This is a genomic window from Streptomyces sp. NPDC051315 (assembly GCF_044455165.1).
Classification (GTDB): domain Bacteria; phylum Actinomycetota; class Actinomycetes; order Streptomycetales; family Streptomycetaceae; genus Streptomyces.
Map to the genome: position 1 here is coordinate 1 of NZ_JBITEN010000002.1, position 23895 is coordinate 23895.

General features: G+C 74.5%; 21 protein-coding genes. 16 read left to right on the forward strand and 5 right to left on the reverse strand.

Features of this window, described 5'->3' with window-relative positions; all coding sequences use genetic code 11:
* Positions 1-232 precede the first annotated feature (232 nt).
* The gene (locus ACIBBD_RS03330) at positions 233-796 is read right to left on the reverse strand and encodes a hemerythrin domain-containing protein (RefSeq protein WP_399418117.1); all 564 of its coding nucleotides are present in this window, start codon (positions 794-796) and stop codon (positions 233-235) included.
* Between the two features lie 359 nt (positions 797-1155).
* On the opposite strand from ACIBBD_RS03330, the gene ACIBBD_RS03335 reads away from it, so the two are divergent.
* From ACIBBD_RS03335 to ACIBBD_RS03390, 12 genes are all read left to right on the forward strand, one after another.
* A complete protein-coding gene (locus tag ACIBBD_RS03335; RefSeq protein WP_399417580.1) occupies positions 1156-2151 on the forward strand; it encodes an NAD-dependent epimerase/dehydratase family protein in 996 nt (331 codons plus the stop codon).
* 34 nt (positions 2152-2185) lie between these two features.
* Complete coding sequence (locus ACIBBD_RS03340; protein WP_399417581.1) at positions 2186-3820, forward strand: carbamoyltransferase; 1635 nt, start codon at positions 2186-2188, stop codon at positions 3818-3820.
* Positions 3817-4848: a glycosyltransferase family 2 protein gene (locus ACIBBD_RS03345; protein ID WP_399417582.1), complete on the forward strand. Its 1032-nt coding sequence runs from the start codon at positions 3817-3819 to the stop codon at positions 4846-4848. The genes ACIBBD_RS03340 and ACIBBD_RS03345 overlap by 4 nt, the downstream gene beginning before the upstream one ends.
* 263 nt (positions 4849-5111) lie before the next feature.
* Entirely contained in the window at positions 5112-5774 is a 663-nt protein-coding gene (locus ACIBBD_RS03350) for a D-glycero-alpha-D-manno-heptose-1,7-bisphosphate 7-phosphatase (protein ID WP_399418118.1), read from the forward strand.
* Complete coding sequence (locus ACIBBD_RS03355) at positions 5771-6778, forward strand: glycosyltransferase family 9 protein (protein ID WP_399417583.1); 1008 nt, start codon at positions 5771-5773, stop codon at positions 6776-6778. The genes ACIBBD_RS03350 and ACIBBD_RS03355 overlap by 4 nt, the downstream gene beginning before the upstream one ends.
* Complete coding sequence (locus ACIBBD_RS03360) at positions 6775-7737, forward strand: glycosyltransferase (protein ID WP_399417584.1); 963 nt, start codon at positions 6775-6777, stop codon at positions 7735-7737. The genes ACIBBD_RS03355 and ACIBBD_RS03360 overlap by 4 nt, the downstream gene beginning before the upstream one ends.
* Positions 7734-8969, forward strand: a complete 1236-nt coding sequence (locus ACIBBD_RS03365; protein WP_399417585.1) for a glycosyltransferase — start codon at positions 7734-7736, stop codon at positions 8967-8969. The genes ACIBBD_RS03360 and ACIBBD_RS03365 overlap by 4 nt, the downstream gene beginning before the upstream one ends.
* On the forward strand, positions 8966-9604 hold the full coding sequence (locus ACIBBD_RS03370; RefSeq protein ID WP_399417586.1) for an SIS domain-containing protein: 639 nt from the start codon (positions 8966-8968) through the stop codon (positions 9602-9604). The genes ACIBBD_RS03365 and ACIBBD_RS03370 overlap by 4 nt, the downstream gene beginning before the upstream one ends.
* Positions 9601-11028: a D-glycero-beta-D-manno-heptose 1-phosphate adenylyltransferase gene (gene rfaE2 / locus ACIBBD_RS03375; RefSeq protein WP_399417587.1), complete on the forward strand. Its 1428-nt coding sequence runs from the start codon at positions 9601-9603 to the stop codon at positions 11026-11028. The genes ACIBBD_RS03370 and rfaE2 overlap by 4 nt, the downstream gene beginning before the upstream one ends.
* Positions 11025-12026, forward strand: coding sequence for a glycosyltransferase family 9 protein (locus tag ACIBBD_RS03380; protein WP_399417588.1), 1002 nt, complete (start codon positions 11025-11027; stop codon positions 12024-12026). The genes rfaE2 and ACIBBD_RS03380 overlap by 4 nt, the downstream gene beginning before the upstream one ends.
* Entirely contained in the window at positions 12016-12942 is a 927-nt protein-coding gene (locus ACIBBD_RS03385) for a glycosyltransferase family 2 protein (RefSeq protein ID WP_399417589.1), read from the forward strand. Before ACIBBD_RS03380 ends, ACIBBD_RS03385 begins: the two co-directional genes overlap by 11 nt.
* Positions 12939-13868, forward strand: a complete 930-nt coding sequence (locus ACIBBD_RS03390; protein ID WP_399417590.1) for a glycosyltransferase family 2 protein — start codon at positions 12939-12941, stop codon at positions 13866-13868. Before ACIBBD_RS03385 ends, ACIBBD_RS03390 begins: the two co-directional genes overlap by 4 nt.
* A gap of 117 nt (positions 13869-13985) precedes the next feature.
* Here the strand turns inward: ACIBBD_RS03390 and ACIBBD_RS03395 are convergent, their stop codons facing one another.
* The 4 genes from ACIBBD_RS03395 to ACIBBD_RS03410 form a co-directional block, all read right to left on the reverse strand.
* Positions 13986-14150 carry a hypothetical protein gene (locus ACIBBD_RS03395; protein ID WP_399418153.1) on the reverse strand — a complete coding sequence of 55 codons (165 nt, stop codon included), beginning with the start codon at positions 14148-14150 and terminating at the stop codon, positions 13986-13988.
* A gap of 3 nt (positions 14151-14153) precedes the next feature.
* A complete protein-coding gene (locus ACIBBD_RS03400; RefSeq protein WP_399417591.1) occupies positions 14154-14657 on the reverse strand; it encodes a DUF1360 domain-containing protein in 504 nt (167 codons plus the stop codon).
* 117 nt (positions 14658-14774) lie between these two features.
* On the reverse strand, positions 14775-15380 hold the full coding sequence (locus ACIBBD_RS03405; protein ID WP_399417592.1) for a TetR/AcrR family transcriptional regulator: 606 nt from the start codon (positions 15378-15380) through the stop codon (positions 14775-14777).
* Between the two features lie 35 nt (positions 15381-15415).
* A complete protein-coding gene (locus tag ACIBBD_RS03410; protein WP_399417593.1) occupies positions 15416-17479 on the reverse strand; it encodes a discoidin domain-containing protein in 2064 nt (687 codons plus the stop codon).
* A gap of 363 nt (positions 17480-17842) precedes the next feature.
* Between ACIBBD_RS03410 and ACIBBD_RS03415 the strand changes: the two genes are divergently transcribed.
* The 4 genes from ACIBBD_RS03415 (at position 17843) to ACIBBD_RS03430 (ending at position 23836) form a co-directional block, all read left to right on the forward strand.
* Complete coding sequence (locus tag ACIBBD_RS03415) at positions 17843-19234, forward strand: Tat pathway signal sequence domain protein (RefSeq protein WP_399417594.1); 1392 nt, start codon at positions 17843-17845, stop codon at positions 19232-19234.
* A 144-nt stretch (positions 19235-19378) separates the two neighbouring features.
* On the forward strand, positions 19379-22573 hold the full coding sequence (locus tag ACIBBD_RS03420) for a glycoside hydrolase (protein ID WP_399417595.1): 3195 nt from the start codon (positions 19379-19381) through the stop codon (positions 22571-22573).
* A 103-nt stretch (positions 22574-22676) separates the two neighbouring features.
* Positions 22677-22817, forward strand: a complete 141-nt coding sequence (locus ACIBBD_RS03425; RefSeq protein ID WP_399417596.1) for a hypothetical protein — start codon at positions 22677-22679, stop codon at positions 22815-22817.
* Between the two features lie 131 nt (positions 22818-22948).
* Positions 22949-23836 carry an oxygenase MpaB family protein gene (locus tag ACIBBD_RS03430; RefSeq protein WP_399417597.1) on the forward strand — a complete coding sequence of 296 codons (888 nt, stop codon included), beginning with the start codon at positions 22949-22951 and terminating at the stop codon, positions 23834-23836.
* Positions 23837-23895 lie beyond the last annotated feature (59 nt).

Here is a 23895-nt window from a genome sequence, read left to right on the forward strand (position 1 = left end):
CCTCCTGGGGGGCCTCGGGGGGCGGGCACGCGGCGCGGGCGCCCCGCGCGGCCCCGCCGCCGCGATCCTCAAGTCACCCCGGTCCTCGGGTCTTTGCCGTGTCAAGTGTGGTTGCTCACAAGCGTGCAGAGGCGAGCACGCCCCTGAACGGGTCCACACGCGCCCGCACGAGCCGGAGCGCCTCCGGAGCGGCACCGAACCGCCGGGGCCGGCGTCAGGCTCACGGCCGGCGTCAGCTCTTCTTGCCCCGCCCGGTCAGCGCGTCACGCATCCGGTCGACCATGCCGACGCCCGGCGCCAGCAGCTTGTTGGCCGGCGGCTTGTCCGGGGCGGACGGGTGGGGGCGTGTCGGTGCCGTCTTCTTCGCCTGGCGCACCTTGTCGCCCAGCTCGTCGAGGGCGTCCGGGGGACACGACGCGCGCAGCCTGGGGAAGAGGTTGCCCTCCTCGTCGGCCACGTGCTCGCGGATCTCGCTCATCAGCATGCCGATCAGCCGGTCGAACTCGGCGTCGCCCGCCTCGCAGCCCTCCAGGTCCTTCATGATCTGCTCGGCCTTGGCGTGGTCCTCGAGCTCCTTGTCGGCCAGGGCGTCCCCGCCGGTCATGTGCTCGCGCACGGCCGGGTACAGGTAGGCCTCCTCCGCCACCGAGTGCCGGACCAACTCCATCGTGGCCTGGTCGGCGTACAGCTTGCGGTCCTCGTGTCCGGACGGCAGCGCCTCGATCTTGCCGAAGAGCTCCTCGACCTCGCGGTGATCGGTCACCAGTTCGTCGATGACGTTCCCACCATGACCCATGTCCTCCACCTCCAGCCTGGACACGACGGCTCCGGGACGGATCCGCCACGGGCACGAGTGCCCCGCGTCCTGAGATCGACACCGGTGCGTCACGGGAACCGCGGGGCCGGTGGTGCGTGCGCGGCAGGAGTCGCGGATGAGTCGCCCCGTACGCACAATAGGGATCAAGGTGTGAAAGCTACTCGTTAGGCACATTCAGCCCGGAGTCGTCGGGAAAACGGCGGCCCGGCCAGGACCGCGCCGGTGACCGGCGCGACTGGAGCGTCCTGTTCCCTCACTGTCCCCCCGATCCTCCCCGTGCCGCGCCGGACCCCGGGCGCCGTGTCACAGCGCCTCCGGAAGCGGCTGAAGGGTGTCCCATGACTGACGCGACCTCCCCCCTCCCCTGGCGACGCGCCGTGGTGACCGGCGGCGCCGGCTTCCTCGGCAGCCATCTGTGCGAGCGCCTGCTGAGTTCAGGTGCCGAAGTCGACTGCGTGGACAACCTCGTGTCGGGTTCACGCGGGAACATCACCCACCTCCAGCGCCACCCCGGCTTCCGGTTCGTCGAGTGCGACGTCTCCGCGCCCGACTGCCCGGACCGGCTGGCGGGGCCGTACGACGTCGTCCTGCACTTCGCGTGCCCGGCGTCCCCCGCCGACTACCTGCGGCTGCCCCTGGAGACGCTCGACGTGGGCAGCCTCGGCACCCGGAACATGCTGACCGTCGCGGAGCGCGACGGGGCCCGGTTCCTGCTGGCCTCGACGTCCGAGGTGTACGGCGATCCCCTGGTGCATCCGCAGCGCGAGGACTACTGGGGCAACGTCAACCCGGTCGGCCCGCGCAGCGTCTACGACGAGGCCAAGCGGTTCTCCGAGGCGCTGGTGACCGCCCATGTGCGGGCCCGGGACACCGACGCCGGGATCGTACGCCTGTTCAACACGTACGGGCCGCGGATGCGCGCCCACGACGGTCGTGCCGTCCCGACCTTCGTCTGCCAGGCGCTGGCCGGCGAACCCCTGACGGTGGCGGGCGACGGCAGCCAGACGCGGTCGCTGTGCTACGTGGACGACACCGTGGACGGGATCCTGCTGGTGGCCGCGAGCCACTCGGTGCGGCCCGTCAACATCGGCGGCAGCGACGAGGTCACGGTCCGTGACATAGCCCGCCGGGTGGTGGAGCTGACGGGGTCCTCCTCACGCATCGAGTTCGTCGACCGCCCCGTCGACGATCCCCAGCGTCGCCGCCCGGACACCACCCTCGCCCGGGAGCTGCTGGGGTGGGCGCCCAAGGTGCCCTGGGAGGAGGGGATCAAGCACACGATCGCCTACTTCGCCGCGACGCAGCCGACGCGGGAGCCGGCGCCGCAGGTCTGAGACGTCTTCCACCACGCCGCCACGGAGGCACTGTATGCGCGTCCTGGGAATCAACGCCCTCTTCCACGACCCCGCCGCCGCCCTCGTCATGGACGGCAGGATCGTGGCCGCCACGGAGGAGGAACGCTTCAGCCGGCGCAAGCACGGCAAGCGGCCCGTCCCCTTCTCCGCGTGGGAGCTGCCCGAGCTGTCCGCCCGCTGGTGTCTGGAGCAGGCCGGGCTCGACCCGTCCGAGCTGGACGCGGTCGCCTACTCCTACGACCCCGACCTCGCCCGGCCGGCGGACCAGCTGGGGCTGCACGACCCCTGGGACCACCTGCGTCAGGAATACGCGCGCCGCGCCCCCGAGTTCCTCGCCGAGGCCCTGCCCGGGCTCGATCCGGCGAAGGTCCGCTTCGTCCCCCACCACGTGGCGCACGCCGCCTCGGCCGGCCAGGCCTCTCCCCACCCGGACTGCGCCGTCCTGGTGCTCGACGGCCGCGGGGAGTGCGGCTCCCATCTCGCGGGCCGCTACGCGAACCGTGAACTCACGGTGCTGGCCTCGCAGTCGCTGCCCGACTCGATGGGCCTGTTCTACGAGGACCTCACCCAGCACCTCGGCTTCCTGCGCAGCAGCGACGAGTTCAAGGTGATGGCCCTCGCCTCGTACGGACAGCCGCGCTTCCTCGACCGGCTGCGCGAGTACGTCGGACTGGACGGCGAGGGCGGTTTCCGGGCCCGGCCCGTGCCCTGGTCCTCGCTGGTGCCGCCGCGCCCGGCGGGCGCCCCGTGGACGCAGGACCACGCCGACGTGGCCGCCAGCGCGCAGGCCTGTCTGGAGGAGGTCCTGCTGGGGCTGGTGCGGTGGCTGCACGAGCGCACCGGTGAGGACGTGCTGACGCTGGCGGGCGGGGTGGCCCTCAACTGCGTGGCCAACACCCGGCTGTACCGGGAGGGACCGTTCGAACACGTGTGGGTGCAGCCGGCGGCCGGTGACGCGGGCACGGCGCTGGGCGCCGCGCTGCACGTCGCCCACCAGAAGGAGACGGTGGAGGCCATGCCGACCGCCGCCCTGGGCCGCGGCTGGAGCGACGCCGAACTGCGCGCCTGGCTGGAGCGGGCGGCCGTCCCCTACGAGGAGCCCGGCGACATCGCCGAGGCCGTCGCCGAGGAGCTGGCCCGGGACGGGGTCGTGGCCTGGTTCCAGGGCCGCAGCGAGTACGGTCCCCGGGCGCTCGGTCACCGCTCGCTGCTGGCCCATCCCGGGCGCGCCGAGAACCTGGACCGTCTCAACGCCGTGAAGGGGCGGGAGGAGTTCCGGCCGGTCGCCCCCATGGTGCTGGCGGAACGGGCCGCGGACCTCTTCGACGGGCCGCTGCCCAGCCCGTACATGCTGTTCGTGCACGAGGTCGCCGCCGAGTGGCGGGAGCGGATCCCGGCCGTCGTCCACGTGGACGGCACGGCGCGGATCCAGACCGTGGACCGGGCCGACGAGCCGCTGGTGGCGCGGATGATCGACGGCTTCGAGCGCCGGACGGGGCTGCCGGTGGTGGTCAACACCAGTCTCAACACCGCGGGCCGGCCAATGGTCGACGACCCGCGGGACGCCCTGGAGTGCTTCGGCTCCGCGCCCGTGGACCTGCTCGCGCTCGGACCGTTCGCGATCCGGCGGAAGAAGGTGTTCGCATGACGGACGCGTTCGCCGGGACGGGCGCCTCCGCCGTGCGGGACGCCCCCGCCTACTCCGTCGTCGTGCCGACGATCGGGCGTCCCTGCCTCGCCGACTGTCTGCGCGCGCTCGCCGCGGCCGCGGACCACCCGCCCGAGGAGGTCGTCGTGGTCGACGACCGCCCCGCACCCACCGGCGCGTTGCCGTTGGAGGCGGCCGGCGTCCTGCGCGACCGGATCCGCATCCTGCGCTCGGGCGGCCGGGGCCCGGCGGCCGCCCGCAACACCGGCTGGCACACGGTCGGCACGCCGTGGACGGTCTTCCTCGACGACGACGTGCAGGTGCTGCCGGACTGGTCCCGCCTCCTCGCCGAGGACCTGGGGGCGGCCGACGCGGACACGGGCGGCGTCCAGGGGCGGCTGACCGTCCCCCTGCCAGAGGACCGCAGGCCGACCGACTGGGAGCGGGGTACCGCCGGGCTGGAGCAGGCCGCCTGGGCCACCGCCGACATGGCCTACCGCACGGACACGCTGGCCGACGTCGGCGGGTTCGACGAGCGGTTCCGCCGGGCCTTCCGCGAGGACGCCGATCTCGCGCTGCGCGTCCAGGAGGCCGGCTGGACCCTCCGCCGCGGCCGGCGGTGCACCCGCCACCCCGTCCGCCCGGCCGACCGGTGGGTGTCGGTGCGGGCCCAGCGCGGCAACGCGGACGACGCCCTGATGAACCGGCTGCACGGCCGCGACTGGTGGACCCGTGCCGAAGCGCCCCGCGGGCGGCTCCCCCGGCACGTCCTGGTGACGGCCGCCGCGCTCGCCGCGTCGGCCTGCGCGCTGACCGGCCGCCACCGCGCCGCCGGTGTGGCCGGCGCCCTGTGGACACTGGGCACGGCCGAGTTCGCGCTGGCCCGCATCGGTCCCGGCCCCCGGACGCGGCACGAGATCACCACCATGCTGTCGACGAGCGTGCTCATCCCGCCGCTCGCGGTCGGCCACTGGCTCCACGGCCGGCTACGGCACCGGGGCGCCATGCCGGTGGGAGGCAGGCCGTGAACGCCCGCGCGAAGACCCACCCCGCCCCGACGAGCACCGGGGCCGGCCGGGCCGCGCTTCCCGCCGCGGCCGGGTACCCCACGAGCCCCTGCACCGCGCGGAGCGCCGGGGCCCGCCCCACCGCGCCGCCCACGGCCGCGCACCCGATGCCCCACCGCCCGACGGACACCCCCGCCGCAGGACACGACGTCACCCACCACGCCACACACCCGACAGCCCACGCCGAGAACCGCCCCACCGCGCCGCCCACGGCCGCGCGCCCCATGAACCACCGTCCGACTCCGGCGGACACCCCCGCCGCACGGCGGGACGTACGCCCCCCGGCGACGGCCCGTCCAGGTCAGGACGGCTCGGCCCCCGGGCTCACGGCCGGCCCTGTCACGCTCCCCCGCTCCCCCGTCGCCGCCGTCCTCTTCGACCGTGACGGCACCCTCGTGGAGGACGTCCCCTACAACGGCGACCCCGGCCTGGTGCGTCTCATGCCCGGCGCGCGGCGGGCCCTCGATCTGCTGCGGGCCGAGGGCGTCCCGACCGGCGTGGTCAGCAACCAGTCGGGCATCGGCCGCGGGCTGCTCACGCACGACGACGTCCGGCGCGTCAACGACCGGGCCGACGCCCTGCTCGGCGGCCTGGGCACCTGGGTGTACTGCCCGCACCTGCCCGACGACGGCTGCGACTGCCGCAAGCCCCGGCCGGGGCTGGTGTTCGAGGCCGCCCGGCGCCTGGGGGTGGATCCGGGCGACTGCGTGGTGATCGGCGACATCGCGGCCGACGTCCTGGCCGCCCGCGCGGCGGGCGCCCGGGGCGTTCTGGTGCCGAACGCGGCGACCCGGCCGGAAGAGGTCGCGTCGGCACCCCTCACCGCCGGGGACCTGCCGGCGGCGGTCCGCCTGGTCCTGGCCGGGGCCCGGGGAGGCGCGTCGTGAAGGCACTGGTGGTACGGCTCGACAGTTTCGGCGACGTGCTGCTCGCCGGGCCCGCCGTCCGCGCGGTCGCCGCGCACAGTTCCGGGGTGACGATGCTCTGCGGCCCGCGCGGCGAACCCGCGGCCCGGCTGCTGCCCGGAGTCGACGAGGTGATCGTGTGGGCGGCGCCGTGGGAGGGCGTGGATCCGCCCTCGGTCCAGGAGGCCGACGTGGACGACCTGGTGCGCCGGCTGCGGGAGGCCGCGTTCGACGTCGCGCTCGTCCTCACCTCGTTCCATCAGAGCCCGCTGCCCACGGCCCTGCTGCTGCGGATGGCCGGCGTCGGCCGGATCGGCGCCGACAGCGTCGACCACCCGGGCAGGCTCCTCGACGTACGGCACCGGCGACTGCCCGGCCGGCACGAGGCCGAGGCCGCGCTCGACACCGCCGTGGCGATGGGGTTCCGGCCGCATCCGGGGGACGACGGCCGGCTGCGGGTGCTGCCGCCGCCGGACACCATCGCGCTGACCGGCAACGGGCCGTACGTCGTCGTCCACCCCGGGGCCAGCGCGCCGGCCCGCGCCTGGAGTCCCGGACGCTGCGCCGAGGCCGTGGCCCTGCTCGCCGACGCCGGTCACCGGGTGATCGTCACCGGCGGTCCGGGAGAGACGGAGCTGACCCGGCGGGTGAGCGGGGGCACGGCGGTGGACCTCGGCGGCAAGACGGAGCCGCGCATCCTGGCGGGCGTGCTGCGCACGGCCGACGTCGTGGTGTGCGGCAACACCGGTCCCGCCCATCTGGCCGCGGCCGTCGGCACGCCGGTCGTGTCCCTGTTCGCGCCCGTCGTCCCGGCGGAGCGGTGGGGGCCGTACGGCGTGCCGAGCGTGCTGCTCGGCGATCAGGGGGCGCCGTGCGCGGACAGCCGGGCCCGGAACTGCCCCGTACCCGGCCATCCGTGCCTGGACGAGGTCACGGGCCAGGACGTGGTGCAGGCGGTGCGGAAACTCCTCAAGGAGCGCGCATGAACATTCTTGTCTGGCATGTGCACGGCTCATGGCTGACGTCGTTCGTCCAGGGCCCGTACACCTTCCTCGTCCCGGTGACGCCCGAGCGCGGCCCGGACGGGCTGGGCCGGGCCAGGACGTGGGACTGGCCGCGCACGGTGCGGGAGTCGAGCCCGGCCGAGCTGCGCGACGCCGACATCGACCTGATGGTGCTGCAGCGGCCGCACGAGCTGGAGCTGGCCCGGGAGTGGACGGGCCGCCGGCCCGGCGTCGACGTGCCCGCCGTGTACGTCGAGCACAACAGCCCGCACGGGACGGCCGTCGACAGCCGCCATCCCCTCGCCGACCGCACCGACATCACGCTCGTGCACGTCACCCACTTCAACCGGCTGATGTGGGACAGCGGCCGCGCGCCCACCGCGGTGATCGAGCACGGCATCATCGACCCCGGTCACCTGTGGACGGGCGAGGAGGCCCGCGCCGCGGTCGTCGTCAACGAGCCCGTGCGGCGCGGCCGTACGACCGGGACGGACCTGCTGCCCCGGTTCGCCCGCGCGGTGCCGCTGGACGTCTTCGGCATGCGCACCGAAGGACTCGCCGACCACCTGGGGCTGCCGGCCGAGCGCTGCCGCAGCCGGGACCTGCCGCAGGGCGAACTGCATCCGGCGATGGCCCGCTGCCGTCTGTACCTGCATCCCGTCCGGTGGACGTCGCTCGGGCTCTCCCTGCTCGAGGCGATGTTCCTCGGCATGCCCGTGGTGGCGCTCGACACCACCGAGGTGCGGGAGGCCGTGCCGGAGGGAGCCGGGGTGGTCTCCAACCGGTTCGACGTGCTGGAGGACGCCGTGCGCCGTTTCGCCGCGGATCCCGCGTACGCCCGCGTGACAGGGGAGGCCGCCAGGGCCGCGGTCCAGGCCCGCTACGGAGAACGGCGTTTCCGGGACGACTGGGAACGCCTGATCAAGGAGGTCACCCGATGAGCCCCAGCCACCCGACGGCCGGCCGCGTCGCCATGGTCTCCGAGCACGCCAGCCCACTGGCCGAGCTCGGCGGCCCGGACGCGGGCGGACAGAACGTGTACGTGGCCCAACTCGCCGGGCAGCTGGCCCGCCGGGGCCACGAGGTCGCCGTGTACACGCGCCGCGACGACCCCCGGGCGCCGGAACGGGTCACCACACCGGACGGCGTGAAGGTGGTGCACGTGCCCGCCGGCCCGCCGGCTCCGATACCCAAGGACGAACTCCTGCCGTACATACCGGAGTTCGGCGCGTGGCTGGCGCGGGAGTGGGCCGCCGAGCCGCCCGACGTGGTGCACGCCCACTTCTGGATGTCCGGGATGGCTGCGGTGGCCGGGGCACGCGCCCTGGGCGTGCCGGTGGTGCAGACGTACCACGCGCTCGGCACGGTGAAGAAGCGGCACCAGGGCGCCGCCGACACCAGTCCGCCGCAGCGCGTCGCGATCGAGACGGCGGTCGGACGGGAGTGCGCCGGCATCATCGCGACGTGTGAGGACGAGGTGGCCGAGCTGGTCGCCATGGGTCTGCCCCGCGACCGGATCTCCGTCGTCCCGTGCGGGGTGGACCCCACGGTGTTCGCCCCGGTCGCCGCCGCCCGGCGGCCCGCGTCCGGGCCCCGACGGCTGCTCTCGGTCGGCCGGCTCGTCCCGCGCAAGGGCTTCGACCGGGCGATCCGGGCCCTGGCCGACGTGCCCGACGCCGAGCTCCTCATCGCGGGCGGGCCCGAACCGGCTCTGCTGGGGGCCGAGCCCGAGGCGGAGCGGCTGTGCGCGATCGCGAAGGAGTGCGGGGTCGCCGACCGGGTGACGCTGCTGGGCGGGGTGAACCCCACCCGGATGCCCCGGTTGATGTCCGGCGCGGACCTGGTGCTGTCGCTGCCCCGCTACGAGCCGTTCGGCATCGTCCCGGTGGAGGCGATGGCCTGCTGTGCTCCCGTGGTCGCCACCGCCGTCGGCGGGCAGCTCGACACCGTGGTGGACGACGTCACCGGCGTGCTCGTCCCGGCCGACGACGACCACGACCTCGCCGCCACCGTCCGCGGCCTCCTCGACGACCCGGCCCGGCTCGCCCGGTACGGCGCCGCCGGCCGGCGCCGCGTCCTCGCCCGCTACACCTGGGACCGCGTCACCGACGGGGTGGTGAAGGTGTACGGCGCCGTGTCCTCCGTCCCCTCGCTCTCGGGAGTCGTCCGATGAAGACCGCCGCCGATGACACGCACTGCGACGACCTGATGAAGGCGCTCGGGGGCTTCCGCGAGTACGCCGCCCCCGTCCTGCAGCGGTGGGGCTCCCAGCTCGCCGACCGGCTGGGAGCGGGTGCCCGGCTTCTCGTCGCGGGCAACGGGGGAAGCGCCGCGCAGGCTCAGCACCTGACCGCCGAGCTGGTCGGCCGCTACCGCGACGACCGCCCGCCGTTCTCCGCGCTCGCCCTGCACGCCGACACCTCCTCCACGACCGCGATCGCCAACGACTACGGCGTGCAGGAGATCTTCGCCCGGCAGGTCGTCGCGCACGGTCGGGCCGGGGACGTGCTGATACTGCTGTCGACCAGCGGCGCCAGCGCGAACCTGCTCGTCGCCGCGAAGGAGGCCCACCGGCTCGGCATGACCGTCTGGGCCCTCACCGGGCCGGCGCCGAATCCTCTGGAGGGCACCGCGGACGCGGCCCTGTGCGTGGAGGCGGCGACGACCGCCACGGTCCAGGAGCTGCACCTCGTGTCCGTGCACATGCTCTGCGAGTCCTTCGACCGGACCGTCGAACGGCGCGCGTCGGTCGAGCGGCGGCGCACACACGACCGGTGGACGCCCGTGACGCGGAAGGACGGCGTATGAGTACCCCGGCCCCGCTGCTCGTCGTGGGGGACGCGCTGCTCGATCACGACCTGTGCGGGCGGGCCGAGCGGCTGGCCCCCGACGCGCCCGTGCCGGTCGTCAGCGAGGCCCGGCGCACCTCCCGGCCCGGGGGAGCCGCGCTCGCGGCCGTGCTCGCGGCGGCCGACGGCAGGCCCGTCACCCTGGTCACCGCGCTCGGCGACGACGAGGCCAGCGAGCAGCTCGTCCGGCTGCTGGGCGACCGGCTGCGCCTGGTACGGCTGCCGCTGACCGGCGCCCTGTCCAGCAAGACCCGGGTCCTCGCGGAGGGCACTCCCCTGCTGCGGCTGGACGACGGCGAGGGCCGGGCCCGGGAGGCGACGGACGAGGCGCGGCGGGCCGTCGCCGAGGCCGGTGCCGTCCTCGTCGCCGACTACGGCCGCGGTACCGCCGAGGTCCTGGGCGAGGAGCTGGAGGCGGCGGCCGCGCGGGTGCCCGTCGTCTGGGACCCGCATCCGCGCGGGGTGCCGCCGGTGCCCGGCGTCCGGCTGGTGACGCCGTCGGCGGGTGAGGCGCGCGTCTTCGCCGGTGGGGAACCCCACGCGGACGCCAGTGCGCTGCAGACGGCGGCACGGGACGCCGACGCCCTGGTCCGGGCCTGGCAGGCCGCGTCCGTGGCCGTCACCCTGGGTGGGCGGGGGGCGCTGCTGTCGCACGGCGAGACGCCGCTGCTGGTGCCGTCGCCGGTGACGGCGGAGGGTGACGCCTGCGGAGCCGGCGACCGCTTCGCCGCCACCGCCGCCGGGCTCCTGGCGGACGGCGAGCTCACCGAGACCGCCGTCCGGGGAGCCGTGCACGCGGCGACCCGGTACGTCGCCGAGGGAGGCGTCCGCTCGTTCGGGACGGACCCGGCGACCACCCCGGCCGCCCTTCCCCCGGCCGACGGCGACCCGACGGAGGACGCCCTGCGCACCGCCGCCCGGGTGCGGGCCGCGGGCGGGACCGTCGTCGCCGCCGGTGGCTGCTTCGACCTGCTGCACGCCGGCCATGTGGCCCTGCTCCAGGCCGCCCGCCGCACCGGGGACTGTCTGGTGGTGTGCGTCAACTCCGACGCGTCCGTGCGCCGCCGCAAGGGCGACGGGCGGCCGCTCGTGCCGGTCGCGGACCGGCTCCGGGTGCTGCGCGCCCTGGAGTGCGTGGACGCGGTGGCCGTGTTCGACGAGGACACCCCGGAGCGGCTGCTCGCCGAGCTGCGTCCGCACATCTGGGCGAAGGGCGGCGACTACGCCCTGGAACGGCTTCCGGAGGCACCGCTCGTGGAGAGCTGGGGCGGGCAGGTCGTCCTGTTCCCCTACCTGGACGGCCGCTCCACGACCGGTATCGCGCGGAAGGCGGCGCTGTCGCCGCGGCCGGCCGGTCTGGCGCACGGACGGGAGCACGGGTGAGCGCCGCGCCGCACCGTCCCCGCCTGCTGGTGCTGCGCGCGCTGGGCCTCGGCGACCTGCTCGCCGGGGTCCCGGCGCTGCGGGGCGTCCGCCGCGCCTTCCCGGGACACCGGGTCGTCCTGGCGCTGCCTCCGGCGCTGCGTGAGGCCGCGCTGGCCACGGCGGCCGTGGACGCCGTGTTCCCGGCCGAAGCCCCGAACCGGGAGGTGCCGTCGCTGGGCCACTGGCCGGGACCGCCCCCGGACCTGGCGATCGACCTGCACGGCAACGGCCCCGCCAGCCGTGACGCGCTCGCCGCCCTCACCCCCGGCCGTCTGCTGGCCTTCGCCCAGCCCGTCCCCCGGCCGCCCGAATGGCGGCCCGACGAACACGAACGCGCACGGTGGTGCCGCTTCCTCGCGGCCTACGGCATCGCCGCCGACCCCGACGACGTACGGCTGCCCGCTCCGGCCGGGGTCTCCCCGGCGCCGGGGGCCGTGGTCGTGCACCCGGGGGCGGAGTCCGCGTCCCGCCGCTGGCCCGCCGAGCGGTACGCCGCGCTCGCGCGGGAGCTGCGTCACGCCGGTCACCGGGTCGTGGTCACCGGCGGTCCCCGGGAGGACGCGCTGGTCCTGGACGTCGCCGGCCGTGCGGGCCTGCCGGAGCGGGACGTGCTGGGCGGCGGGCTGCCGTTCGGCGAGCTGTCGGCGCTGGTGGCCCGCGCCGCGCTGGTCGTCAGCGGTGACACGGGGCTCGCGCATCTCGCCGTGGCCCACGCCACGCCGTCCGTGACGCTGTTCGGACCGGTGTCCCCGCGGCTGTGGGGTCCGCCCCGCTCCGAGCGTCACGTCGCCCTGTGGAAGCCGGGACCACCGGGCGATCCGCACGGCGCCGTCCCCGATCCCCAGCTCCTGCGCATCGGGGCCGACGAGGCCACCGCCGCGGCCCTGGCCCTGCTGCGCGCCACCGACCGAACGACCGCCCCGCCCCGGAAGGGAGAGGAAGCCCGTGTCCGCTGAGCCCGTCCGCGAGGCCGTGCCCGTCCAGGAGGCACCGGACGACCGGGTGACGGTCGCGGTGATCACCCGTGACCGGCGCGCCGGTGTCCTGCGGACTCTCGACGCCCTGACCGCGCTGCCGGAGCGCCCGCCGGTGATCGTGGTCGACAACGGCTCGGACGACGCGACCTTCCTCGCGCTACGCGACCACCCGGCCGCCCCCCGCGTCCTGCGGCCCTCCGAGAACACCGGCGCCGTGGGCCGCAACCTCGCGGTACGGCTGGCCACCACCCCGTACGTCGCGTTCAGCGACGACGACTCGTGGTGGACGCCGGGTGCGCTGCGGCGGGCGGCGGACCTGCTCGACGCGTATCCCCGGCTGGGCCTGGTGGCGGCCCGTACCCTCGTCGGCCCCGAGGAGGCGGAGGACCCGCTCAACGCCGTACTGGCCGACTCGCCCCTGCCCCACGAGCCGGACCTGCCGGGCCGCCCGGTGCTCGGTTTCCTGGGATGCGCCTGCGTCGTGCGCCGGGACGCCTTCCTGGGGGCGGGCGGCTACCATCCGCTGCTCTTCTTCGGCGGCGAGGAGACCCTGCTCGCCTACGACCTCGCGGCCGCCGGCTGGGGCGTGACGTACGAGCCCACGCTGACGGCCCACCACCACCCGGAGCCCGGGGGGCGGGACGGGCGGGCCCATCTGGTACGGCGCAACGAGGTGCTCACCCTGTGGCTGCGCCGCCCCCTCGGTGTGGCCGTACGGGCCAGCGCGCGCCTCGCGGCCGCCGCGGTCACCGGCGAGCCGGGCGCCCGCCGCGCGCTGCGGGAGGTGGCGGCCCGTCTGCCCGCCACCCTCGCGCGGCGCAGGCCGCTGCCGGCACAGGTCGAGCGGGCGGCCCGGCTGCTGGACCGGGGCGGTGCGTACGGCGGGCCGGCATGAGCACGGCCGCGAAGGACCCCCGCGCCACGGAGACGGACCCCCGCACGACGGTGGTGGTCATCACGCACAACCGCCGCGCCGAGCTCCTGCGCACGCTGACGCGCCTGCGTGAGCTGCCCGAGCGGCCCCGGGTGATCGTCACCGACAACGCCTCCCGCGACGGCACCGCCGAGGCGGTCCGGCGCGCCTTTCCCGAGGTCGTGCTGCTGGAGCCGGGAGAGAACCTGGGCGCGGTCGGACGCAATCTGGCGGTGCGTCTGGTGCGGACCCCGTACGTGGCGTTCTGTGACGACGACACCTGGTGGGAGCCGGGCAGCCTGCGGCGGGCGGCGGACCTGCTCGACGAGCGCCCGCGGGTGGCCGGGGTGACGGCCCGCATCGTCGTGGAGCCGTCCGGCACCGAGGATCCCGTCGTCAAGGAGCTGCGGGAGTCGCCCCTGTCCGGTCCGGACTTCCTGCCGGGACCGGCTCTCGGATCCTTCCTCGCGGCCGCCACCGTCCTGCGCGCCGACGCCTTCCGGGAGGCGGGCGGCTTCCATCCCGGCCTGTGGCTGGGCGGGGAGGAGGAGCTCCTGGCCACCGATCTGCTGCGGCGGGGCTGGTGGCTGAGCTACGTCGAGGACTTGACGGTCCACCACCAGGCGTCGGTCGTGCGGGACAGCACGGCGCGCCGGGTCCTCGGGATCCGCAACACGCTCTGGTTCACCTGGCTGCGCCGCCCGCTGCTGCCGGCCCTGCGCCGCACCCTCCACCTGATGGTCACGGTCCCCCGCGACACGGCCTCGCTGCGGGCCTTCGCGTACGCGGCGGCCGGGCTGCCCTGGGTGCTGAGGCAGCGCTCCCCCGTGCCGCCGGAGCTCGAGCACCGGCTGGCGGAGCTGCAGCGGGCCCGGCGGTCGTCGTCGGCGCGCCGGTACATCGGGTGAGGGCCGCCGGTACGTCGGTCGGGTGAGTCGGACGAGGGCCGCCGCGGCGTCGACGGATGAAGGCGCCTCGGCGTCGGATGAAGCGCCGCGGCGTCGGGTGAGGGCGCCGCGGCCCGCTCACGCGTCGCTGTTCCCGTGGCCCGCGTCCTCGCCCGCGTCCTCCTGGTCGTCGCGTTCGCCCTCCGCCTGGGAGGGGGTCGGGTACTCGGTGGTGTCCTGTGTGTCCTCGTCGTCCCGTTCGCCTTCGGCCTGGGACGGGGTGCGGTGGCTCATCGTGCTCACTTCTCACTCCTCGGTGCTCTGCTGGGTCCAGGTCCAGGCGTACTGCAGCCAGTCCGCCACGGAGACGGCGCCGAGGCCCGCGCAGACCAGGCGGGTGCCCCTGGGCGTCCAGGCGTAGGCCCCGACGAGGGCGCCGGCCACCCACACAGAGACGCAGAACGGGCAGGACACCAGGTCACCGACGGCGCGCCGCACGCCCGTGCCCCTCGGCTCGTCCATGACCTCACTGCCGAGGGCGTGGCCCTTGCGGCGGGTGAACGGCGCCCGCAGGAAGCTGGTGACCTTGTCCCGGGTGATCAGCCGGGCCGCCTTGTAGGTGGCCGCTCCCAGCAGCGCGACGTCCCACGGGGGCACGTTCTGGGGCAGCCGCACCCCTTGGCGCCGCGCCACGCCGGCGTACACGGCGGCAGCGGTCGTGAAGGTGCCGGCCAGCACCGCGTACCCGCCGAGGGGCACGTCCTCCTCGCTGTCGGTCCGGTCCTCGTAGCGCACGGCATCAGCGGTCATGGCACCTCCTGGAAACACATCCGGGGCTTCCCGGGCGCGCCCCGAGTTCCCCCGCACGCGGACCGCACACGCGGGCGGTGCCTGCTCAGGGGCGGGGGCGCTGTCGCCCCGGAGGGCTCACGCCGAGGTGTCGGCGTCGACCAGGCCGGCGATGTGGGCGGTGACCGTGTCGAGGATGCCGGTCCAGGTCGCGTCGTCGCCGAGCACGAGGTAGTTCAGGGTGAGCCCGTCGGTGACGGCCGCCAGGTACCGGGCGAGCACGGCGACGGGCACGCGGAGCCGGAAGTCCATGGTGTGCCGCAGCTGGTCGATGAGGTCGGCGTAGGTGGCGGCGTACACCTCGTACTGGCGGCGCGCCAGGTGCGCGAACCCGGGCCGGCGCAGCGCGTACTGCGTCAGTTCGTAGGTGAGCATGTGCTCGTCGGGGTGGGCGCGGACGTGGTCCCAGTAGGCCTGGAAGCCGGCCCGGACGGTCTCCTCAAGGGTGGCCCTGGCCCGCAGGGCTTCCCTCACCACCGTCACGGAGTGGTCGGTGATGGTGGTGATGACGGACTCGACCAGTTCCTGCTTGGAGTCGAAGCAGTAGTGGAAGACGCTGAGGGACACCCCCGCCTCGGCGGCGATGGACCGGGTCGTCGCCCTGGCGACGCCGTCCCGGGCCATCACGGTGATCGCCGCCTCCGTGAGCTGCCGGCGCCGTTGCGCCGACGGCATCCGTGCCATGGCCCGTGCCCCCCCGTGCTCGTACCGGCCGGTCGTCAGCCGCTGTGGACGCCGACCTCGTACAGCGAGTATCCCCAGTCGGTGCCGCGGTCCAGGCCGTGGACGCGGACGTAGCGGGCCGGTGTGGCGGTGAACCGGGCGGTGTCCAGGCCGCCGTCGCCGGAGGTGGTGGACCAGGCGGTCCGCCAGGTCCGGCCGTCGGTGGAGAGCTCGACGCGGTACGACCTGCCGTAGGCGCGCTCCCAGTCGAGCGTGACGCGCCCGACGAGGTGGGTGGAGCCGAGGTCGACGGTCAGCCACTGGTCGTCGCTCCAGTCGCTGGCCCAGCGGGTGTCCGCGTCCCCGTCGACGGCCCGCCCGGGGGCGTGGCTGGTGAACGGGTTCGACTCCTGCGAACTGGCCGTGGCGGCTCCGCCCCTGGCGAGGTCGGCGCCTGCCTGGTGGTTCTGCGTGCCGCCCCAGGTGTCGAGGTAGGACTCGGCGCCGCGGAAGAGGTCGTCGACCACGCCCTGGCCGCCGACGAGCCGGATGTCCTCGATCCAGTCGGGGATCAGGCCGGCGTGGGCGGCGCCGTCGGTGTTGTAGTCCCAGGTGCGTTCGCCGGTGGTCTGCCGGTCGATGAGGGAGCCGCCGTCGACGCTGCGGAAGGGGTACGTGACGGGGTTCGCGGTGTCGGTGCCGCGCGGGGCGGGGTGGTCGCCGACGCCGTTGAAGTCGGTGCCGAAGCCGTAGCCCACGCCGTACTTCTCACGCAGCGCGTCGGTGCGCTCCGCCTCCGCGCTGAACGCCTCGGAGCCGTGCATGTACTGGGCGACGAAGCCGCCGAGGGAGTAGACGCGCTCGGTCCAGTCGAGGTCCATCCAGCTGTGGGAGGAGAGCACGCCGGGGTAGGACTCGGCCTCGAGGATGTCGAGCACCCGGCCGGTGGCCTTGACGCTCATGTGGTCGATCTCGACCATCATCTTGCGTTTCATCATGCCGCGCAGGGCGTACTCACCGAGGTCGGTGAGCCCGCGGACGTTGCACCGGGCGTCCTCGTCGTACGCGGGGACCTCGACGCCCTCCGGCAGCCCCGCCTCCGCCTCGGGTGCCGCCGCGGTGCCGATGGGGTTGTCCTTCTGCGGTCCGGTGCACTTCTCCGTCTGCCAGAAGGTGCCGGTGGACAGGAACTGTCCGACGTTGATGGCGGTACCGAGGCCGCCCGAGTCGAAGCGGACCCCGCACAGCGCGTTGTCGAACTTGTGGCACAGGAACATGCTGCGCACGCCCAGCGCGTACAGCTCGTCCAGTCCCTTGTCGATGTCCTCCTTGCCGCACTGCGCGATGTCCAGGATCTGCTTGCAGCCGAACGGCTCGGACGTCTCGACGCCGAGGACGACGGCCAGCTTGCCCTGCCGGACGACCTCGCGGGCCTGCGCGCTGTCGGTGACGATGCGGAACCAGCCCTTGCCGGTGCCGCCGTACATCGTGTCGATGTAGGCCTGCAGGTCGTAGGTGAGCTTGGCCTGGAGCCGGATGGAGGTCATCTCGTCGCAGCCGCGGTCCTTGAAGAAGTACACCGAGCAGATCACGCCGTTGGTGACGAGGTCGTTGACGAGGACCCGCTGGCCGCCGCGCCAGGCGCGTTCGACCCAGGCGTAGTAGTTGGCCTGGTGCGTCATCGAGTCGTGGGCGGGCCAGTCCTCGAAGGTCGGCCAGCCGACCGGGTCGTGCCGGCCGTCACCGCCGTGGGTGATGTAGTCGAAGACGGCGAGCGTGCCGTCGGGGTAGTGCTCGGGACAGTCCTTGAGCGCGTCGGCTATCCCGGCCTCGGAGAAGGTCCTGCCGCAGATGAGCCGCCCGCCGAAGGCCTCGTTGGACATCAGGTGGTTGTGGGCGTCGACGAAGCCGCGCACCTCGCCCCGGGCGTCGGTGCCGGTGAACGGTGCGCCGGTGACGTCGATCCGGGAGTCCGGCGCGGGCCGCGCGGACGGCTCCCACCAGTCGGTGCCGGCCGCGCCCGCACTGGGGGCGGGGCCGAGGGCCATGGCCAGCAGGAGGAGCAGCAGCGACACAACGGTGACGTCTTCGCGTCGGCGGTACGGGCGTCGTCGAGCCATGGTCACTACCCACGTCCATCGGTCGGCGGGACGGCACGGTCGACGACCGGGCCCTCGGAGTCGAGGACCAGCCCTGGTTTGTCATGACCGGCACAAGATGTGTGACGAGGATCGCGACTGCCGCTTTCCGAGTCAAGAGTCCGGGACGCTTGACCTGATGAGCCCGCGGCGCATGTCAGCCGGGGTGTCTCCCCGCCCGGCGAGCGCACCGGCACATCACACCTCACCCCTCTCAACCTCCCTTCCCGTCACAGGCGTTGACCGGAACCGGGTGCGACAGCACAATGAGCGCGCACCTGTGAGAGCGCTCTCAAGCCCATCCGTTTCCGCGTTCGCCACCACGCCCCACCCTCGAGGAGCCCCATGACCGGCAGTCGACGCCCGGCCCTCAGCCGCCGTGCGCTCATCGGGACCGGACTGGCCGTCGGCGCCGCGGCCCTGACCGCGGCCGGCAGCGGACCGGCCGGGGCGGCGGAGCGCCCGTCCACGGCTCCCCCCGGGGCCCGGCGGCGGGCGTACGCCTTCCTCGCCGCGGCGATGGACGCCTACCCGGAGCACGGCACCGTCCGGCTGACCCAGAGCTACACCGACCAGGCCGGCCTGTTCAGCACGGCGTTCACCTACGACAACGCCCTCACGATCCTCGCCCACCTCGCCTCCCGCACCGGCGACGGCCACCGGCGAGCCGTGGCGCTCGGGGACGCGCTCCTCTACGCCCAGGCCCACGACCCCGCCCACGACGACGGCCGGCTGCGCCAGGCCTACAACGCCGGCCCGTACACCTTCTACGACGGCTCCCCGCAGCCGTACGGCTTCGTCCGCGCGGACGGGACGGCCAACGTCGGCACCCAGTTCGGCTTCACCGGCACCGCCGTGGGCGACATGGCCTGGGCCGGCATCGCGCTGAGCGCCCTCGCCCGCCGGACCGGCCAGCGCCGCTTCCTCACCGGCGCGGTGCGGATCGGCGAGTGGATCGAGCGGGTGGGCCGCACCGACGAACCCCTCGGCGGGTACAAGTTCGGCGTCGACGGCGCCGACCGGCGGCTGCCCTTCACCTCGACCGAGCACAACACCGACCTGATCGGCCTCTTCGGGCGGCTAGCCCGGCTCACCGGCGACCCGGTCTGGCGGGAGCGCCGCGCGCGTGCGGCGGCCTTCGTCCGGAAGATGTGGGAACCGTCCGCGGGCTTCTTCTACACCGGCACCAACGACGGCGTGACGATCAACACGTCCCCGATCCCCGAGGACACCCAGACCTGGACCCACCTCGCCCTCTCCTCCCCCGCCCACGCCCGCTCCCTGGACTGGGCCACGACCGAACTGTCCGTCCTGGACACCGCCGACCGGCGCAACAGCACGGTGCCCGCGGGCCAGTCCTACGAAGGGGTCACCTTCAGCTCCGCCGGTCTCCTGGCGAACGAGGACGCCCCGATCGCAGCGGGCCAGCCCAAACCCGACCGCAACGGCGTGTGGTTCGAGGGAACGGCCCACCTCGCGCTCGCCCTGCGCCACCGGCACGCCCCCGGCGACGAGAGCCGGGCCCGGCGGCTGCTCGCCTCCGTCGAGCGGGCCCAGGACCTGCTCGGCGGCGACCAGACCATCGGCGGGCGGGCACTCCCCACGCGTTCCGGGGTGGTCTCGGCGAGCAGCCCCCTCGACACCGGTTTCGGGTTCGGCTACTACCCCTACCGGCATGCCGGGGCCACCGCCTGGTACCTGCTGGCCGCGGCACGGGCCAACCCGCTGGCGGCCTGACCGCACGCCACGGGCCGGTGCCCCGCCCACGGAACCAGGACCCCGCACGCTGTCTTGACGTGTTCATTTCCGTCGTCAAGCATGCCCTGGGGCCGATCGATTGTGGTCGGTTCTGTTCCTCTCCGTGCAAGGGAAGGAATTTCCGTGGGCAGTTCCGTGTCCCGTCGACACCGCCTCGCCCGGGCCTTGACGCCGGCCGTCCCCCTGGCGCTCGGCGCCGGTCTGGTCACCCCGCCCGCCGCCGTCGCCGACACGCCGGCGCGGGGCGCGGTCACCGTACGGATCGACCCCTCCTACCAGCAGCAGGAGTTCGAGGGGTGGGGAACGAGCCTCGTCTGGTTCGCCAACGCCACCGGCGGCTACCCCGACGCCGTCCGGAAGCGCCTCGTCGACATGCTGTTCGGTGAGGACGGACTCCGCCTCAACATCGCGCGCTACAACATCGGCGGCGGCAACGCCCCCGACGTCCGCGAGGACTACATGAAGGCCGGCGCGACCATGGAGGGCTTCTGGAAGGCCCCCGAGGGAACCACCCGGGACGACATGGACTGGTGGGATCCGAACAATGCGGACCACTGGAACGGGGACGCCGACGCGGGCCAGCGCTGGTGGGTGGACCAGGTGAAGGACAAGGTCACCCACTGGGAGGCCTTCAGCAACTCCCCGCCCTGGTTCCAGACGGTCAGCGGTTACGTCTCCGGAGGGTTCGACGCGGGCGCCGACCAGATCCGCGCCGACCGCGTCGACGACTTCGCCACCTACCTGGTGCGGGTGACGGAGCGCCTGGAGCAGGCCCACGGCATCGAGTTCGACACCATCGCCCCGCTCAACGAACCCAACACCTCCTACTGGGGAACCCGGTTGGGCGCCGACGGCCAACCCACCGGGGGCCGCCAGGAAGGCGCGCACGCCGGTCCCGCCCTCCAGCAGAAGGTGATCCTCGCCCTCGACGAGGCGCTCGACAAAGCCACCACCGATGCCCGGATCTCGGCGATGGACGAGACCAACCCGAGCATCTTCACCCAGAACTGGAACGCCTACGACGCCGCCGCGCGCGCCGCCGTCGACCAGCTCAACGTGCACACCTACGGCACCGGCATGCGCACCAGCGCCCGCGACATCGCCAAGGGCGCGGACAAGAAGCTGTGGATGAGCGAGGTCGAGGGCACCTGGGGCACCGGCACCGACTTCACCGGCATGGAACCGGGCCTGGGCATCGCCACCCGGATGGTCGACGACATGCGCGAACTGGAGCCCGCGGCCTGGGTGTTCTGGCAGCCGGTCGAGGACGCGAACCCGCAGGCCGCCGCCGGCAAGAACTGGGGCAGCATCCACGTGCCCTTCGACTGCACGGCCGAGGACACGATGGAGACCTGTCCGGTCCGCGCCAACTCGAAGTTCCACACCATCCGGAACTTCACCCACTTCATCCGGCCCGGCGACCACTTCGTGAAGGTCGACGACCCGTCCAGTGTCGCGGCGGTACGCCGGTCGGGCCGGGCGGCGAGCGTGGTGCACGTGAACACCGGCACGTCCGCGCGCTCGGTGACCCTCGATCTCTCCCGGTTCGGCAAGGTCGCGCCAGGGGCGTCGGTCACCCCTGTGGTGACCAGTGCGGACGGCGCCCTCGTCCGGGGCACCCCGGTCCGGGTCGCCGGCCGGTCGGCCACGCTCACCGTCCCCGCCAGGTCGGTCACCACCTTCCTCGTCGAGGGTGTCGGCGGCGTGGCGAAGGACGCCGCGCTCGTGCGGCCCGGCCATGTCCACCGGCTCCAGAGCGCACAGAGCGGTAGGTCGCTCGCCCCGTCGGACGACGGCAGCGGAGTCGTCATCCGCGCCACCGACCCGGCCGACGCCAGGCAACTGTGGTCGGTGCGGCAGTCGACCTCCGGCACCGGCAACCGTGAGCGCTACGCCGTCCTCAGCGCCACGACCGGCGCACGGCTCGCGGTGCGCGACGGCCGGGCCGTCCTCGAGGAAGACACGGGCGCGCCCGGCGACGCGGCCCAGTGGATCCTGTCGACCACCGGAGACGGCACCTGGACCTTCGTCAACGCCGCCACCGGCCGGCTCCTCGACGTCACCGGCCAGTCCTCCGCGGACGGCTCCAGGGTCTCCACGTACACCCCGACCTCGGCGGCGAACCAGCGCTGGAACGTGACCGACGAGACGGTGCTGCGCACCGAGCGGGCGACGGCGTTCACCGTGCCGGGTCTGCCGCCGCGGCTCCCGGCCACGGTGACGCCGGTGTACCGGGACGGTGCCCGCGGTTCCCTGCCCGTGGTGTGGAGCCCTCCGCCGGACCGGGCGTGGCGCGACCCGGGGACGGTACGCGTCACGGGCCGGGCGACCGATCCGCTCGGGCGGACGATCCGCGCCACGGCCGTCGTCACGGTCGACACCATCGGCTCCACCCTGCCCGGCCGCGCCAAGGCCTACGCCGGCGGACGCCCGCAGCTGCCGGCCACGGTGGCCGGCGTCGGCCGCCACGGTGGCCGGGCCGACCTGCCGGTGACCTGGGACCCGGCACCCGACGGGGCGTTCGACACGACCGGCGTCGTGACCCTGCGGGGCGTCGCACGGGTCGTCGACGGCGGCACGGTCGACGCGACCGTACGCGTGCAGGTCACCGAACCGGTGGTGACCGGCATCGCGCCGGACGCCGACGTCTCGGTCGCGGCCACGTTCACCGAGAGCGGCTACTCTGCCGAGCGCCTGCGCAACGGCGACACGTCCGAGAAGGCCTGGTCCAACTGGAAGCCGGGCACCACCAAGAACCCGTCCGACACGATCACCTACACCTGGCCGGCGGCACGCGACCTCGACCGGGTCGTGGCGTACTTCCACCGGGACGGGAGCAGCGCCTCGTTCCCCGCCACCCTGAAGGCGCAGGTGCGCCGGGCCGCCGACGGCGTCTGGACCGACGCGAGCGGTGACATACCGGTCGGGACCGAGGGCACACCGGTGGTCGGCGTACCGCTGACGGCGGGACCGGCGACCGGCGTGCGCCTCGTCATGGCCGCGCGACCGGGCGGCTACATCACCCTGAGCGAGATCGAGGTGTACGCCCGGACCCCGGGGGTCTCCGCGGATGCCGCCGCCGCGTCGATCGAGGTGGCCGGCGTCCCGGTCGCCTCCTTCGACCCCGACACGACCGACCACCGGGTCGTGACCGCTGATCCGGCCCGGGCGGTGGTCACGGCGACGGCCCGCGACCCCTATGCGACCGTCACGGTCGAGAAGACCCGCGAGTCCGGCCGGACCCTGGCCGTCGTCACCGTGACCGGCGAGGACGGGTCCCGGACGACGCGATACCGGATCGCGCTCGTACGGCGCTGACGGCCTTCACCTCCTGAGGTCCGCCCGGACCGCGGCGACGACGTCCCGCCCGGTCCGGGGGACGGCCCCCCTGCGTGGACCGGGCGCCGCGCTGTTGCCGCAGGTGGAGAACCTGCGCGCGTCGTCGGCGACGGTCGCGGCGGCGGTCGCCCGCCGGGCCGTGGCGGACGGCGTGGCGCGCACCGGGCTGGACGACGTCATCCAGCAGGTCCAGGACACCATGGGGGAAATGGTGTACGCCTGACGGCCGGAACGAGAGGTACAAAGGAAGACGGACACACGGACGAACACCGACCCGCGGACGGGTACTCGCGGACAGACGGATCCTCTCGTTCGGCCACGGTCCTTGCGGGCCGAAAGGAGGCCACGGCAGCCATGAGGATGACCGGACCGGGACTGGCCGGCCCCAGGGAACGGCTGGGCAGGAGCCTGTTCGCCCGCGTCGCCGGACCGGACGGTCCCCGCAACCGCGCCCGTATCCACGGCACCCCCGGCCCCCGCTGGTTCGGGCCGGAGCGTCCCATCCTCCGGGTGCACGGCGACGCCTCGATGTTCATCGGCGGGCTGTCCGCGCTGCTGCTCCAGTCGCTGCACCCGCTCGCCATGGCGGCCGTGGCCGCCCACTCGGGCTTCCGCGGCGACCCGTGGGGCCGGCTCCAGCGCACGAGCACCTTTCTGGCCACGACGACCTACGGCACCGCCGAGCACGCGCAGCAGGCCTGTGACCAGGTCCGCGCGGTGCACGCGCGGGTCTCCGGCACGACCGCGGACGGGGAGCCGTACCACGCGTCCGACCCGCACCTGCTGTGCTGGGTCCACGTCGCCGAGGTGGACAGTTTCCTCCGCGCCCACCAGCGCTACGGCCTGCACCCCCTGCCGGACGACGAGTGCGACGGATACGTCGCCGACACGGCCAGGGTCGCCGTCGCGCTCGGCATCCCCGATCCGCCGCGCGACAGGGCGGAGCTCGCCGCGCGGCTGGCGTCCTACCGCCCGGAGCTGAGGGTCACCCCGCAGGCGCTGGACACCACCCGCTACCTGCTGCTCAACCCGCCCGTCCCGCTCGCCGCCCGCCTCCCCTACGGCCTGCTCGCCGCGAACGCCGTCTCGCTGCTGCCCGGTTGGGCCGCCGAGGAGCTGCGTCTGCCCCGGCTCCCGGTGGTCGAGGACCTGTGCGTACGGCCGCTCGGCTCGGCGGTGACCGCCGCGATCCGCTGGGCGATGGCACCGGCCCGGCGCGCCGCGGTCACGCCGCCGGCCTGAGGTACGCCGCCGGCCGCCCCGGGCGACGCGATGGAGTCCCGTCTCCGGCATCGAGAGCG

What these genes read in the sequence shown, in the direction of transcription:
- ACIBBD_RS03330 (WP_399418117.1), bottom strand. Translation starts at nt 796, where the DNA reads ATGGGTCATGGTGGGAACGTCATCGACGAACTGGTGACCGATCACCGC.
- ACIBBD_RS03335 (WP_399417580.1), top strand. Translation starts at nt 1,156, where the DNA reads ATGACTGACGCGACCTCCCCCCTCCCCTGGCGACGCGCCGTGGTGACC.
- ACIBBD_RS03340 (WP_399417581.1), top strand. Translation starts at nt 2,186, where the DNA reads ATGCGCGTCCTGGGAATCAACGCCCTCTTCCACGACCCCGCCGCCGCC.
- ACIBBD_RS03345 (WP_399417582.1), top strand. Translation starts at nt 3,817, where the DNA reads ATGACGGACGCGTTCGCCGGGACGGGCGCCTCCGCCGTGCGGGACGCC.
- ACIBBD_RS03350 (WP_399418118.1), top strand. Translation starts at nt 5,112, where the DNA reads ATGAACCACCGTCCGACTCCGGCGGACACCCCCGCCGCACGGCGGGAC.
- ACIBBD_RS03360 (WP_399417584.1), top strand. Translation starts at nt 6,775, where the DNA reads ATGAACATTCTTGTCTGGCATGTGCACGGCTCATGGCTGACGTCGTTC.
- ACIBBD_RS03365 (WP_399417585.1), top strand. Translation starts at nt 7,734, where the DNA reads ATGAGCCCCAGCCACCCGACGGCCGGCCGCGTCGCCATGGTCTCCGAG.
- ACIBBD_RS03370 (WP_399417586.1), top strand. Translation starts at nt 8,966, where the DNA reads ATGAAGACCGCCGCCGATGACACGCACTGCGACGACCTGATGAAGGCG.
- rfaE2 (WP_399417587.1), top strand. Translation starts at nt 9,601, where the DNA reads ATGAGTACCCCGGCCCCGCTGCTCGTCGTGGGGGACGCGCTGCTCGAT.
- ACIBBD_RS03390 (WP_399417590.1), top strand. Translation starts at nt 12,939, where the DNA reads ATGAGCACGGCCGCGAAGGACCCCCGCGCCACGGAGACGGACCCCCGC.
- ACIBBD_RS03400 (WP_399417591.1), bottom strand. Translation starts at nt 14,657, where the DNA reads ATGACCGCTGATGCCGTGCGCTACGAGGACCGGACCGACAGCGAGGAG.
- ACIBBD_RS03405 (WP_399417592.1), bottom strand. Translation starts at nt 15,380, where the DNA reads ATGGCACGGATGCCGTCGGCGCAACGGCGCCGGCAGCTCACGGAGGCG.
- ACIBBD_RS03410 (WP_399417593.1), bottom strand. Translation starts at nt 17,479, where the DNA reads ATGGCTCGACGACGCCCGTACCGCCGACGCGAAGACGTCACCGTTGTG.
- ACIBBD_RS03415 (WP_399417594.1), top strand. Translation starts at nt 17,843, where the DNA reads ATGACCGGCAGTCGACGCCCGGCCCTCAGCCGCCGTGCGCTCATCGGG.
- ACIBBD_RS03430 (WP_399417597.1), top strand. Translation starts at nt 22,949, where the DNA reads ATGAGGATGACCGGACCGGGACTGGCCGGCCCCAGGGAACGGCTGGGC.